Below are 14,240 nucleotides of genomic sequence, written 5' to 3' on the forward strand. Positions count from 1 at the left end.
TCAAATTATGAAGAAATACCTTTTCTATATCCTAATTCCTTTCTCAGGATTCCTTAGTATCCAGTATGTAAATGCTCAAGACTATGCTCCAAAGCAAACGCCCGATAGAATTACCCTACATCTTGGAGAAAATCCGGCAACATCCTTCTCTATAAACTATAGAACTTCTTCTGAAATGGAGGAATCCTACATTCAGGTCAGTTTGGAAAATAGCAGCCCTGACTTGGAAAAGTACCTGATTACCAAAAAAGCGGATAAAAAGGTGCTTGATTCCGATGGTAGTTTGGCTAATTATTTTACTGTAAGTGTGGATGGTTTGGATCCTGAAACGCTATATGTTTACCGTATCGGAAACGATGACTCCTGGAGCGAATGGAACCAGGTAACAACTGCCTCCAGTAACTTAGATACATTCTCTTTTATTTACCTTGGGGATATCCAGAATAACATCAAATCTCTGGCTTCAAGAGTGATCAGAAAAAGTTATTCACACCTCCCAAATGCATCCTTTATACTCTATTCTGGGGACTTAATCAATAGGACTCATAATGACCAAGAATGGGGTGAGTGGTATGAAGCAGGTGGTTGGATTAACAGCCAAGTTCCTGTTTTGGCTACTCCTGGCAATCATGAATACACAAGAGATGAGGAAAGAAACCTTCAATTGGATAACCATTGGGATAAGCAGTTTAGCTTTCAAAAAAACGGGCCGGCGCCATACCAATCCTCCGTATATTATCAGGATTATGGAAACATGAGAATCATCAGCCTGGATACGCAATTGATTATGCTGGATTCAATTTCCAGACAGATTCAAAAAGAATGGCTGGACCAGGTATTAAAAACCACTGAAAATAAATGGAAGATAATCCTGATGCACCATCCTGTATATTCGGTTAGCCACAACCGGGACAACCCCATCCTTAGAGATCTTTTTCAACCCATCTTTGAAAAACATGATGTTGATTTGGTCCTTCAGGGACACGATCACACCTATGGAAGGGGGTTTAAGCCCATGCCAGACCCCGGAACTTCTAAAGGCCCCATGTATATAGTTTCCGTAGCAGGACCAAAGATGTATACACCAACCTTGGACCGATGGACGGAAAGATCAGGAGCAAATATTCAGCTGTATCAACTGATTTCAGTTAAAGGAGATAGATTAAGTTACGAAAGCTTCACGACTGATGGAAAAAAATATGATGGTTTTGATCTCTCAAAAAATCCAGGGGATAACAAATTTGAATTACATGACCATATGGGCCCGGAAAAAAATGAGTTGCCAGCCGGTAGATTGGAAAAATTAAGCCAGGAGGAAATTAATTCTTACAACAAAATATATAAAACAAATTACTGAAACAATTGAATTCCAATACAACATATAGAGCCATCGGATTATTTCCGATGGCTCTATTTACGGATAAATCAAGCAAAAGAAGTAATGATAATGTGACACTTAAATCTTAAACATTCAATAAAATTAACCTTGGGTATTATTTTCTCAGCAGACAATATTATAATAACTTAAACCCAAATTGAGCATAAAATATTCCATTCTAGCATAAAAATACTTCATAATCAGTCTTTGTTATTTGTTTTTGACTTCAGCAGATCGGTACTTTTCCTTTTTCTCCAAATAGCCTGATTTTCATGCAGTTTCTAACCCATTGGGAATTCTAGTGTATGTTTCCATCAAACTTGTATCAAGTCAGCAGCTTTACATTACTTTTCCTTTGTTTTAGAATTCGGGTTTAAGGCCCAAAGCCAGGACTTTGATGATTTGTCAAAAATTAAACGTCTACCATGGGATAAATTTCACATTGATAAGTAGACCTTTCTAATAACACAAAAACACCTTTCTCCCCCCCCTTTTTTTATTGCATATTTTTTGGAACCCTACTTTTTTATCGGTCTTTGGGATTTTCCAAAAACCGTTAACCTGAACGACCAACTCAATGACTATCCATCTGCTCCACTCCTCCCCTTTTAAAATCCCATCCCGTTCAAACGCTCAGGCTTATCGATATTAATACTCTAAATGCACCCCAATCCGATGAAATTATTTCAGAGTCATACCTGTTCCGTTCCCGGTTATAATTATGATCTATGCAAAGATGGGGGTTCGGTCCACATGCCAAGGGTGCACCCTGCCCTGACAAAAAAATAGGGTTTTCCTAAAGGAAGCCTTCCACGATTTTTCTTTTATGCCCTTGTCTCAAGTGGCCTATTTCACCCCTCAGTTCTCCGGCATAATCAAATTTTAAACCTCTAAACAATACAGTCATGTCACAATTTGAAAAAACCTACATCGGAAAAGGAAGCAAAGTAAACGGCCTTGATATCATCAGGGTATCCATCGCAAGAGAAACCCTGGAAGGGATCCTGAAAAGCCAAATGGTGGATTTTGAAGGAAATGAATACTTCGTCTTCGAAGTGGCCGCTCTCAAAGAAGCAGACACCTACGGAAAGACCCATACAGCCTACATCAGCAAAAAAGTCCCTGCCCCAAAAAAGAAAATGGCCAGGAAATAGGATGTTCAAAAAAAGAAAAGGCCCTTCGGGGCTTTTTTGGTGGTTCTGGATGGCTATATATGTAGGTATTTGTATAAACGGTTTTCCACACATAAATGTAGGCACATATGTGGATGCATCAAGTTTAAGTTGGATAATTTTGACTGCTTTGTTCTCCAGTAAAACACCACAAATCTGAAAATGGCATTGGTATTTGGAGCAGTATTCCTTTTTTAGGAATTGAAAAATAATTTTGGGAATCAATGGGATAGTGAAGGAGATCATTTATAAATTAGCTAGCTTTTGAAGCACTTATGGTTCAAATACATGTATGAACACGTTTCTGAAAATCTTACACTGGATGGACTTGCCACATTTGAAAGGGAAATATGACAAACCCATTTTGCCTCAGTTTCCAATTCAGTGATTGTGGTGGTTCGAAAACCGCTCAAGAATTTTCCATAAAAAAATCCATTGACCAGCCGAAGTACAATATTCAGGTGAAGTGGCTTGGTGAACATGTTCAACCGGATTCATAGGCACAGTTAATTATTCTTTTCCAAACCTGATTTTCTATCCACTACCATTCCAAGGACAGCCATTGCCGCCCAACATAGATTGATAAACACACTGGGAAATGAGGTGTCATACAGGGTATTCACCACCAAAAACAGGGCTCCAAGGAGATTGGCAAGATGATACTTAAAACTGCTTGATTTCCACTTTTTGGTTATTAAAAGGTAGTAAGATGCCAGAAAGCATACTGCTCCCAGCCAACCCAACCCATCCATCCAGAATTTTAAATCACTCATTATTTTTTGGCATTACAAGCCATTTATTTACGGTATTGTGCTTCCCTTTAAAAACAACTTTCATTTGTGGCGCTTTAAATTTTAAAGGACTTTCAGACCAACTTTTTTGATTTCCCTTTACAGTTGCTAGAAGTTTATATCGATCAGCCTTTCCGGTGGTCCTGAATTTATTGGAAGCTGAAGCCCAAATTTCAATTTCATCATCGTCCTCTCCCATAAACTCCCAAGAAAACACAATATTCTGGATATTTCTTTTTACCTCGGGATGGTAAACTGAAAGAAGACCAATCAAAGGCACTCCATCAACTTCCTGAAGATTTTTTTCAGGAACGGGTATCTCCAAATGCCTGATCAAAGTTGGTAAAATGTCAGTTATAGCCACTGTCTGCAGATGGAAATAAGCATTGAGATGTGGGGAGTTGGTAGAAATCCATATATCCCTTTCCCTTTCAGATTGTCCTCCATGATGGAGGCCTGTTTCCGGCTCACGGCCATGGTCTGTGGTGACTATAATGAGCCAATCCTCTCCCATTCTGATCCTGCTCAAGACAGCGTCATAAATTAAGCCTGTTTGTCTATCTGCCTCTTTGACGGCATCAAACAGTTGGGGACTATCTCCATATTGATGTCCCATGTCATCGGGATACTCTAGATAAACCCAGCTGAGGTCAGGACCGTTATCGTGGATATACCTGGCCGCTTCCTGAGAAACATGTTCATCAATGTCAGAAATGTATTGTTTTTTGGAGTCATGTGGAAATGCAATACTGTCCAATTCAAAACCATCAAAGGCATAATCGATCTTTAGGCCTCCAGTGGCTTCCAATCCTTCGCCTACCAGTTTGGTTCTGTTGTCCAACCAGGAAGAAAAAACCGCCAATTTGGCTTCAGGGCGAGCCTCCCTCAAATATCTGAAAATGGTCCAATAATTATAATTTGGTCTTCGGATGTTGTTCCCATGGACGTTGTGTTTATTGACCCAAGTACCCGTAAGTAGGCTGTTGTATCCAACTGCTGATATGGTCGGTGTTTGGGAATAGGAACCTTTCTCCCCTCCAACATAAGCTCTTGAGAAGCCTCCGGCATCCGATATCCGATCTATATTTGGTGTCTCAACCTGCTTGATGACATCATATGCAATTCCATCCAAGATGATAAACACTACCTTCTTTGGAGAATCTTGTGCAAACAAAGGAACTGCAGCAATTAAAACCCCTAAACTCAGTAAAATTATTCTTTTCATTTTTTTAAGTATTTTGGGCGGTATATTTCAACCGCCCATTTTATTTAATTATTAAGGTTTCAGAAGCCACATCACCGCATTCACATCATCCTCTCCTCCGAACTGCCTTTGCAGCGCCTCATTCATGTTTTTCAAATTGAGCTGTATTTCATTTTGAGGATACATCCATCTTTTGGGAATCCCCTCTGGGTTGATGATTTGATTTGATAAGCTGAATGCAGGAATCCCTGTTCTTCTTTGGTTGTAAAAAGCCTCCCATCCGGTATTCATAAAAAATGAGGTATGCTTTTCTTCCAAAATCTGTCTCATCGCGTTACCCGCTTGCAATTGAACAGATTCGCGGTTCAAATAATTGTCAACATCTGAATCTGTGAGCTCATTGAACAACATGGAAGCCCTGATTCCTTCTTTATAATAAACCTCCGGATCTACATTGACCCAACCTCTGGCCGCAGCTTCGGCTATTGTAAATGCAAGTTCCGAATACCCCATCAAAAGAGAAGGTTGATTTTCGGGGTCACTGTGATATCTGCTGTCAATCGGTGAACCATTTCCGAGCAAAATCTGATTTGTGTTATCCGCCAAAGGTTCTGCTCCTCCAAGTCCGAGGTATGCGTCAAAATTATTATCCGCCAATGCCCTTCCATTTGAAGTTTTGTCTGCATATATAAAAAGTCTTGGGTCTCTATTCTGTTTCAATCTATCAACAAAAGACATTTCCATATAATATGCCGTTCTCAGTTCATTTGAATTGAAGAAAGGGTATCTGTTCCCTTCCAAATCCAAAAACCTGAGTGCGCCATTATCTGCATTGTTTCGCATGATTGGGTAAATGGAAGGATTGTTTAAGATTTCACCAAACTTGGATTTGATATTGAGGTTTGTGTCATTTTCCTTGATTGACAAGCTCATCAAAACCCGGAGAGTAAATGAATTAATCAATCTTTTCCACTTGTCCTGATCTCCATTAAATATGATATCACCCAAAATTTCGCCGCTATCTGGTCCAATCAATGTATTGGCTTCTCGTAGATCTTGTAGCACCCGAACAAATATACTTTCCTGCGTGTCATAAATGGGTGAAAAGTCACCTTCAATTCCTTTGACAGCAGTGCTGAAGGGAATATCTCCAAAAGTATTGGTCAATTTAATGATATAATAGGATTGAAAGAACAAGGCTAATGCCCGATAACTATTGTTTTCTGTTCTATCCGCCTCGTCTTTCAACTTCAGAATTTGTCGGAGTTGGTCATAATCACCAAATCCAGATCTCTGCCAACCGTAGTACTGATTGTCTGTTGCCGAGTTGGTGTAAATCAGCTGCCTAGATGCCAATGCTGCTCCGGCATTTACCGTGGAGAATGCATTTGCCTCCACAGCGGTCAAGATAAGGCTTGGCTCCGCTTGTACAGGTCTGTTGGGATCCAGCTGAAGATCTTCAAAAGACTGGCAAGATACCAGAAAGAAACCTGTAAGAAGTATTGGAATTATATTGTTTAGTTTCATCTTATTTAGGTTTAAAAGGTAACATTGATATTGAATCCTATATTTCTTACCGAAGGAGCCTGAAGATTGTCCACTCCCGAATCCGGATCGATATTTTCCACATTTGACCAAAGCATCAAATTCCTACCCACCAGAGAGACCGAAGCCGCATCCACAGAGATCTTATTTAGAAATTTATTCGGCAATTGATACGTAAGGCTTATTTCTCTCAGTTTGATAAAGGAGGCGTCAAAATAATGTGTGTATTCGGCATTGAGCGTGGTTTTATTCCATGCTATATAATTTACTGCTGTTTCATTTTCAGCAAATGTTCTGGTGTCTTCCGAGATATTCCCAAAGTCATCATAGTTTACACTACCACCAGTCACGACCACACCATCAGCGACATAGGTCCTCAGTCCATTGTTTGCGTCATCTCTGAATTGGTTGACGGTCCCTGGATGTGTACCGCCCCACCACATTTTCTCGTGTGTTTGGGAGTAAATCGTTCCTCCTATCCTACCGTCGAATGAAAAACCAAGCTGGAATTGTTTGTGATTAAAAGTGTTTTGAATCCCGAAGATGTAGTCTGGATTTTGGAATCCCATCGATCTCTGATACGGATCTCTTATTGGAAATCCATTTTGACCGATGATCAACCTTCCTTCCGAATTTCTCTGGTACTGGCTATTGGAGAATAATTGATCTGTTCTTTCACCAACTTGGATATTTCCAAATCTATCCGAACCGTCAAAACTTTCGGTAAGGATTCTTTTATAAGTACTAAGGTTTAATCCAATATTCCAGCTAAAATCCTTTCTGCTGACTGGTTTTGTATTCAACATCAACTCCCAGCCTTTCCTAGTAAATTCCGCCCCATTTTCCAATCTTGAAGTAAAACCAGAAGCTTGGGAAACAGGGACTGAAATCAAATTGTTGAAATCCTTTATTTGAAAATAGGTAAGGTCTAAACCCAGTTTTCCTCCAAAAAACCTGGTATCCAAACCGATCTCATAGCTATCAGAGGTTTCAGGTTTGATGTCAGGATTAATCAAAGCCGCCGGAAAAACCAAAGAGGGGCTTCCTCCCCAGTTGACTCCGGGGCTGTATGCCTGAATATGGCTATAAGGATTTGAACTGATTCTTCCATCAGATACTCTTGACCAACCCGCCCTTACTTTGACAAAATCGATTGGTTTTGGCATAGAGATCATATCCGAAAGGATTCCCGCCAAGGTCAATGAAGGATAAAAGAAAGAATTGTTATTGACCGGCAAAGTGGAAACCCAGTCATTTCTTCCCGATGCCGTAAGAAATACCGAATTGAAAAACTCAAAATCAACTGTTCCGAAAACAGATTGAATCTGTTCTCTGGTAAGTCGGTTTGTTCCGCTCAGAGGTTGTTCCGAATTAGCAACATTGTAGAAATTGGGTATTGCAAGTCCATCTGTATTCAAGCTTTCACTTCTAAACCTTATGAAGCGACTTGATCCTCCTGCATTGGCATTGATGGCGAAATTTGGACTGATCTGTTTCTTATAATTTATAATCAGATCAGTATTCATGTTGATCTGGGCTGAATTGTAGATGTAAAAGTTACCTCTTGAAACCCGACCATATTTCACATAGCTTTTGGGTTCTTTATCTGTCCGATCCAGGGCATAGAGATTCATACCACTTCTGATCGTAACCATCAAATCATCACTTACTTTGTAATCGAGCTTAACCTGCCCGAAAGTGTTGTCTTTGTAGTAACCTCTCTGATATTCATAGGCTTGAAAATAGGGATTGTTGTAATATGAATTATTGAAATGCTTCTGTTGAAAGCCTTCTTGACCTCTAACCCAATAGTCTCTTAGATCCCTTACGTCTACGTCGGGCCCAGTCCACAGCACAAGATTGTAAAGATAATTCTCTGGCCCATAGGGTGTTTCCGGGAAATTGTCTGTGTATTGTCTGTTGTAATTCAAAGAAGCATCTATGTTCAGTTTTTCGGAAAGCTTGTAGCCTCCTGCCACTGAAAATGAAGTATTGTTTAAATCGGTATTGGGAACAAGCCCTTTCTGATAAATATGGGAGGCTGAAATCCTGAAATTTCCCTGATCATTTCCGGAAGTCACATTCACATTGTTAGAGGATATCATTCCCCTTTGGAAAAAGTTGCGGATATTATTCCCCCCTCTTGAAATAAAAGGAATGGGGATTCTTTGCCCAGTTGCAGGATCGATGGGACTGTTGTATTGGGGTCTTTCTACATATCCACTTGCAGTATTTGGATCAGCAACGTCCAACCTAGGACCCCAAATCCAACCAAACCCTTCAGTACCTCTTCCGGATCCATCAATATAAGCGTATTGGCCATTGTCCCCGTTGCCATATGCGGTCTGGACTTCGGGAATCACCAAGTAACTTGGCTGAAACATCGTCGATGAATTTACCTCGACTTTTGTCCCTTTATCTCCTCTCTTTGTAGTGATCATCAGTGCACCGTTCCTGCCGATTGCACCATACAAAGCAGAAGCGGTTGCTCCTTTCAGAACATTGATGCTTTCAACATCATCGGCATTGATCTTCCAAAAATCATTTTCTGTACTTGGTATCCCATCAATTACAATCAAAGGAACCGCTCCCCTGAGTCTAATGACGGGATCTTGAAACAGTGCAGTGGTATTGTTAACTTGCAATCCAGCAATCTGGCCTGTGAGTGAGTTGATAAGGTTGGGCTCCCTTGCTTTGGTGAATTTTTCTCCGTCTACCTTTTGAACAGCATAACCAAGGGATTTAACATTCTTTTCAACTCCAAGAGCAGTCACGACAACACTTTCCAAGTCTGTAACATCCGGAAAAAGTTGAATGTCAATTTGGGATCTAGAACCGACTGTTTCTTCAATACTTAAGTATCCGACATAAGAAAATCTCAATATATTGAATGCATCAGGGATTGAAATGCTATATTTCCCATTTATATCAGATACGACGCCAGTTGCAGTATTTTTTACCAAAACTGTCACGCCTGGTATGGGCTCCCCCATGTCGTCAGAAACTTGACCTGAAACCACTTTGGTCTGCGCCAATAGGAATTTAGGCTGGATGATGGCCCAAGCTGCCATAATCCATAGAATTAAAACACCTTTGTAAATAATTTTCATATGCCCTTTGTTTTGATTTAAATTCAGGACAAATTAACCGTACAGATATTACTTTATAAGGAAGCGATTTTTACGTTTTTATTAATTAAACGTACAATCAGTTAATTTAATGTTAATTCAACTTATTGAACGGTTATTCAATAAATTTCAAAGTGTTTTTTTGTTAATTTGCAGGCATGGGACTATCAAACATTTCAGCGATAAGGAAAAAAGAAATTGTCGAAGCCTTCTACAATACAGCTATCAAGGAGGGTTTGGAAAGCACCTCAATTGCCAAAATCGCTAAATCCTTGGACATACAGCCTAGTTTGATTATTCATTACTTTAAATCTAAGGAGGAGCTTGTAACTGCATTAATAGATCATTGTTTGGAGCTTTACCTTCGGATTTTTGAAAAAGCCTACACGCATAGGAGAAACTCATCTGATGTGCTTTATGCCTTGGTTCAAAGAATGTTTTCCAAGGATTGGAATGATCTTTTCGACGACGGGGTATATTACAGTGCTTACGCATTGGTTTACCGTGAACCACAGGTAAAAGAAAAATTCAACAAAATACACAAGACACTCAGGGCAAAATTCAGCAGTCTTTTGAAGGAGTGTGATGCGTTCGGTCATATTAATTGTAAAGAACCCGACCAAACCTCCAACCTGATCTTTTCTCTCTTGGATGGGACCTATTACTTTATCAACATGTTGGATACAGATACAGAGCAAAAAGAACATCTGAAGCAGAGTGAAGAACTTGCTTTCAAAATATTGGGATTGCACAAAAACCCAGAAAACTAGAATTTCCAACTACCGGTGTGGGGTCCTCTCTGGAATTTTTTTGTCAGAAAAAAAATCCTTAAAAGTCAAATAAAGAGATGACGCTCCCATTTTGACACTAATCGGAACCTACCCGAGCATAAAAAATTTACCAAAAAAGCCAAAGAGCTTGTTTTTATTCAACTCTTTGGCTTTTTTGGTCTGTTTCCGGAAAATTTTTTACCTAAATCCCTGTTTTACATTGCCCATTCTCTATCAGCCTGAAATTGGGGAATAACCTTCAGTTGTTAAGCGTTTTTGACTTCATCCTATCGGTTACATGTCTTATTTTTCAAATCGTCTGAATTTCTTGCCGTTTCAACATCCATAGTGAGTCTCAGTACGCAATCGGATTAAACTGCCACAAACTCATTTCTATTGACTCCAGCTGCCTCAAGCATGAAATTGTGTAATTCGTGATTTTTCAAAAAACCAGGCAAAGTTTCACTTCCGGGACCGAATGCAGCAAGCTCCACAAAGTCTGCAGAGTGATTTGAGTGTGCCCAACTGACTGCATTGTGTCTTGACAGTATTTTTCCATACACTTCCATTGGCAGTTTATCATAATCGTACAGCCCATTTTCGCCCAGAAAAAAGCTTTTCAGCAATAGATTTGCTTCTTCATTGTCCAAGGTCACATTTTGATAATGATTGATCATATCGATCGCTTGAGAGGTAGTGGTATCTATTTTCATTTGGCTCAATAGCCATTGATTGGATGCTTTTGACTCAAAAACACTTTCAAATTTTATATTCTTTGGTCCGGGGTTAAAAATGCCTGGATTTGAATTTCCGTGATCAGTGGTAATGATGACAAGCGTATTTCCATCCTTGAGTGCGAAATCAATTGCTACACCCACGGCCTCGTCAAAATCAACCTGATCATATAACAAAGCAGTTGCATCGTTGCCATGTGCTGCCCAATCAACCTTCCCTCCTTCCACCTGCATCACAAATCCATTTTGACTTTTGTTCAATATTTCAATCCCTTTCTTGGTCATTTCCGCAAGGCTTGGAATGGTGTTTTTCAGCTCAAGGTTGTTTTCCCTGTCTATTGCATATGGTAATCCATCCTCTGAGAAAACCGCAATTACAGGTTTTGTACCGGAAACAAGGAGCATTTCAGCTTTGTCTTTCACCACTTGAAAACCATTCTGTTCAAATTCCAAAAATAAATCTCTTCCATCGGTCCGTTTGGAAGGATCAAAGAATTCTTTCCCCCCACCCATCATCACATCAAATTTCAGCTTGAGATAATCTTCGGCAATACGTGGCATTGCATTTCTGCTACTCTGATTTACACAAAAAGAAGCCGGGGTAGCATGTGTAATCTGAACTGATGTAATACAGCCAACGGCTTTGCCTTCATCTTTGAATTTTTGAAAGATCGGTTTGTGAACTTCACCCTCTGGCCCGATATTGAGTGAACCATTATTGACTCTATGTCCTCCACCCCATGCGGAACCCGCCGCTGCTGAGTCAGTTACATAAGAATTTGCAGAAGCTGTATCCATTAATGCTCTTTTTGCAGTGCCTGATTCGTAAAGTGATATCCAATTTGATGCTCTCCCCAATTTCTGCCGCATCAATATATCCGTCATATTCAAGGTTCCCGAACTCATACCGTCTGATACAAGGAATATAATGTTTTTTGCTTTTTCAGATTTATGAGAATTGGCGAGAATAGGTCTCGAGCCCAGAACGCTTAAACCTACTGTAGTCAGTAGTCCATTTTTAAAGAAATCCCGTCTTTTCATTGGATAAATGTTGAGGTAATATGTTATGCTTTTTTCCGAAGGTAAAGTGAATCCCATAGAGTTCTTAAAATCCATAATTAGGAAATTGTTAAGAATATAATGCGTTGGGAACCATCCGACATTGTGTTTGCCAAAAACCATATATATAGAAAATCACATTAAAATTCTCCGGAGGTGATGACCGGATTCAAATTGAGGTTCACTTGAGATATAAAACTTTTTATTAATGATTACGTCAAATCCTGGGCTTGTCTCAATTGGGTTAATCTTGGATTTCTAGGTCTAGAAAAAACACATGATCCTGCACTTTTCTGGCTGTAGACCAGGGTTTTCAAATTATCGGCCTTGAGATCTGAATAACGAAGAAATCCAAAATTTTGAATTTTAATTGGTTTTTCAACTGGCCCATTGTGTCTAGGGGCTAACCAGTCAGTAAACACAACATTCATTGGAAAAAATGGAGATCGTGAATTGAGAAAAAATTACTGTTTCAACCCGTGTTATGCATTACCAATACGTTTTTTGGGTGTAATTTCTTAATAATGATGTGTTTGTATAATATTTTTGACTTCACCACATAGGTGATATGCCTTATTCCCCAAAAAGCCTTATTTTCTTGAAATTTCAAACCTTTTTAGGAAATCTACTGCATATTTCCATCTAATTTGCGTCAAGTTCGATGCTTTACGTTACTTTTCCGCTGTCTTAGAATTCGGGTTAAAAGACACAAAAACAGAAAAAACTTTCAGGCCGAAGACCTGAAAGCTGTATGTTTTGGGTAAGGAGGGATTGTTATTTTTTGGAAGCTTTTTCAGAAGCATGAATCGCCGATTCTCTAAGCTCGAGTATCAATTTGCTCATTTTTGCTTGCCATTCTTCAAACTTCTCCAAAACTGGATTTGCAGGGATTTGGCTGATCTGATCCATAAGGTTTGCAGTTTCCGCTTTGTCCTTACTTTTGGTTTTCTTGCCATTTTTGCTTTTTGGAACGAGATGCGGATTGAAAGATTTCAATTCAGATAGCCAGTTCTTTTTATCCATCAATTTGCTCAGTTTTTTGGCCTCCTCAATCGGTTTCTTGGAATTGGATTTTGCCGCCTTCAAGCTTTTAATGCTGAGGTTTTTAGCCTTGATTCCCAAGCCATATATTTCATTGATTTCGGCTAAAAAAGCATCTGAAACACCATTCAAATGAAAAAGAAAGGATTCCTGATGGGCTTTTTCACTGTCTGACCCTGATGTTTTTGGGTTTTTTAGCTCATCAAGGTAAAGCTGAGCATATCTTAATTTAGAATCCGTACGTTCTTTTAGAAGGGCATATTTCTTCATTTTCATTATTTATCTTTTTTTTTACGAAATTACCCAAAATCAAAAAGCCAAAGTCCAATGTTAAGTGATTTTATTTAAAAAAAACAAAAGCTTATTGAGGCATGCTTTTTTTGATTAATGAACTGTTAAAATGTAGTATTGCACAGCACAAAAAGACTGCAATTTGGTAACCTTAAAGATGGAAGATTTATAAAAATGAGCAGTAAATTTGTAATTCATAATCATAGGTACTTTTAGGCTCCTCGGCAAAATAGGCACTGCTTTTGGCAGTGCCATTTTTTATATTCGAAATACCAATCTCTTATAAATGTTATTGTATCCATTGACCTTGGTGGCAAATACCTTTAGGAGTGAGCAAATATTATCAAGCTCTGGCCACTCTATACTTAGTCATAGGTAATCCAAATAAACACCGATGCTGGGCAAAAACATTCAAATAACCACCTTAACCGCCCTTTAACATTAATGACTTTTTTTCAGCTGGCTTTGATTCATTTCTCAGCATCCTCCTTCCAATGATATTTCGGATGTCAATTCTCCATGCATCCTTACCTCATTCAAACCAATCTGATCATTGAAAAAAAAAACTTAATTCAATTTGTTTATTTTTCAAGGTAATTCAGGAGTATCGAATTCGGGAATTTCTCTACTTTATCTATGGCTTATTGGTTAAGTTTTTTCCCCTATGTCATCTCAACCCATTTGATTCTTGATAACTCTGATCATGAATTCAACCTTAAAATCCTCTTTTCATTTATCTTTTCTGATTCCGCAGGCAACCTCCTATCGTTCTTTATGTTCCTAATCCTGGTTTTTTCCAAATTACCCACTGAGACTTTTGGTCCAACAAATGGTGATTTTTCTAATTTCCCCATTTTCAGCAGATGCAAGGAGTAAGTAGCTACAGCAATAAGGAATCAACGGATATTTTCATCGGTTATCAAATATGCTGAACACGGATTTTTCCTTGGAGGAAAAACAACATCAAACTTTATGGATAAAAGAATTAAAGAGTCGCTTCCTGGTAAAAATTTTGATTAAATATTGGCGTAAATGTATTCTGGAGGATAACCTCGTTTATGGGATAAAAACATGTGGATTTCAGGTACGCATGCCGCAGTCTGAACGGCGGCTTAGTAGGGTGTTTA

At 39.0% G+C, this 14,240-nt stretch carries 10 protein-coding genes; 3 read left to right on the forward strand and 7 right to left on the reverse strand.

Annotated features, from left to right (window positions below; genetic code table 11):
- The first annotated feature begins 7 nt into the window (after positions 1 to 7).
- Both F824_RS0120185 and F824_RS0120195 read left to right on the forward strand, forming a co-directional pair.
- A complete protein-coding gene (locus F824_RS0120185) occupies positions 8 to 1,357 on the forward strand; it encodes a purple acid phosphatase family protein (RefSeq protein WP_019599754.1) in 1,350 nt (449 codons plus the stop codon).
- 926 nt (positions 1,358 to 2,283) lie between these two features.
- Positions 2,284 to 2,532: a hypothetical protein gene (locus F824_RS0120195; RefSeq protein ID WP_019599756.1), complete on the forward strand. Its 249-nt coding sequence runs from the start codon at positions 2,284 to 2,286 to the stop codon at positions 2,530 to 2,532.
- 524 nt (positions 2,533 to 3,056) lie between these two features.
- On the opposite strand, the gene F824_RS0120205 is transcribed toward F824_RS0120195, so the two are convergent.
- The 4 genes from F824_RS0120205 to F824_RS0120220 are packed head-to-tail and all read right to left on the reverse strand — an operon-like array spanning position 3,057 to position 9,200.
- Positions 3,057 to 3,323 carry a CBU_0592 family membrane protein gene (locus tag F824_RS0120205; protein ID WP_019599758.1) on the reverse strand — a complete coding sequence of 89 codons (267 nt, stop codon included), beginning with the start codon at positions 3,321 to 3,323 and terminating at the stop codon, positions 3,057 to 3,059.
- On the reverse strand, positions 3,316 to 4,566 hold the full coding sequence (locus F824_RS0120210) for an alkaline phosphatase family protein (protein ID WP_031327194.1): 1,251 nt from the start codon (positions 4,564 to 4,566) through the stop codon (positions 3,316 to 3,318). Before F824_RS0120210 ends, F824_RS0120205 begins: the two co-directional genes overlap by 8 nt.
- Positions 4,567 to 4,617: 51 nt before the next feature.
- On the reverse strand, positions 4,618 to 6,072 hold the full coding sequence (locus tag F824_RS0120215; protein ID WP_019599760.1) for a SusD/RagB family nutrient-binding outer membrane lipoprotein: 1,455 nt from the start codon (positions 6,070 to 6,072) through the stop codon (positions 4,618 to 4,620).
- An 11-nt stretch (positions 6,073 to 6,083) separates the two neighbouring features.
- Positions 6,084 to 9,200, reverse strand: coding sequence for a SusC/RagA family TonB-linked outer membrane protein (locus tag F824_RS0120220; RefSeq protein WP_019599761.1), 3,117 nt, complete (start codon positions 9,198 to 9,200; stop codon positions 6,084 to 6,086).
- Between the two features lie 176 nt (positions 9,201 to 9,376).
- On the opposite strand from F824_RS0120220, the gene F824_RS0120225 reads away from it, so the two are divergent.
- Positions 9,377 to 9,988, forward strand: a complete 612-nt coding sequence (locus tag F824_RS0120225; RefSeq protein WP_019599762.1) for a TetR family transcriptional regulator — start codon at positions 9,377 to 9,379, stop codon at positions 9,986 to 9,988.
- Between the two features lie 371 nt (positions 9,989 to 10,359).
- On the opposite strand, the gene F824_RS0120230 is transcribed toward F824_RS0120225, so the two are convergent.
- The 3 genes from F824_RS0120230 to F824_RS27755 form a co-directional block, all read right to left on the reverse strand.
- Entirely contained in the window at positions 10,360 to 11,763 is a 1,404-nt protein-coding gene (locus tag F824_RS0120230) for an alkaline phosphatase (RefSeq protein WP_031327193.1), read from the reverse strand.
- A 792-nt stretch (positions 11,764 to 12,555) separates the two neighbouring features.
- Positions 12,556 to 13,098 (reverse strand): DUF6586 family protein, encoded by a 543-nt coding sequence (locus F824_RS0120240; protein ID WP_019599765.1) that lies wholly within the window; start codon positions 13,096 to 13,098, stop codon positions 12,556 to 12,558.
- Between the two features lie 716 nt (positions 13,099 to 13,814).
- Entirely contained in the window at positions 13,815 to 13,967 is a 153-nt protein-coding gene (locus tag F824_RS27755) for a hypothetical protein (RefSeq protein WP_161629744.1), read from the reverse strand.
- Between the last annotated feature and the right edge of the window lie 273 nt (positions 13,968 to 14,240).

This window comes from Rhodonellum psychrophilum GCM71 = DSM 17998 (assembly GCF_000381545.1).
GTDB lineage: Bacteria > Bacteroidota > Bacteroidia > Cytophagales > Cyclobacteriaceae > Rhodonellum > Rhodonellum psychrophilum.

What these genes read in the sequence shown, in the direction of transcription:
- F824_RS0120195 (WP_019599756.1), top strand. Translation starts at nt 2,284, where the DNA reads ATGTCACAATTTGAAAAAACCTACATCGGAAAAGGAAGCAAAGTAAAC.
- F824_RS0120215 (WP_019599760.1), bottom strand. Translation starts at nt 6,072, where the DNA reads ATGAAACTAAACAATATAATTCCAATACTTCTTACAGGTTTCTTTCTG.
- F824_RS0120185 (WP_019599754.1), top strand. Translation starts at nt 8, where the DNA reads ATGAAGAAATACCTTTTCTATATCCTAATTCCTTTCTCAGGATTCCTT.
- F824_RS0120210 (WP_031327194.1), bottom strand. Translation starts at nt 4,566, where the DNA reads ATGAAAAGAATAATTTTACTGAGTTTAGGGGTTTTAATTGCTGCAGTT.
- F824_RS27755 (WP_161629744.1), bottom strand. Translation starts at nt 13,967, where the DNA reads ATGGGGAAATTAGAAAAATCACCATTTGTTGGACCAAAAGTCTCAGTG.
- F824_RS0120225 (WP_019599762.1), top strand. Translation starts at nt 9,377, where the DNA reads ATGGGACTATCAAACATTTCAGCGATAAGGAAAAAAGAAATTGTCGAA.
- F824_RS0120230 (WP_031327193.1), bottom strand. Translation starts at nt 11,763, where the DNA reads ATGAAAAGACGGGATTTCTTTAAAAATGGACTACTGACTACAGTAGGT.
- F824_RS0120220 (WP_019599761.1), bottom strand. Translation starts at nt 9,200, where the DNA reads ATGAAAATTATTTACAAAGGTGTTTTAATTCTATGGATTATGGCAGCT.
- F824_RS0120205 (WP_019599758.1), bottom strand. Translation starts at nt 3,323, where the DNA reads ATGAGTGATTTAAAATTCTGGATGGATGGGTTGGGTTGGCTGGGAGCA.
- F824_RS0120240 (WP_019599765.1), bottom strand. Translation starts at nt 13,098, where the DNA reads ATGAAAATGAAGAAATATGCCCTTCTAAAAGAACGTACGGATTCTAAA.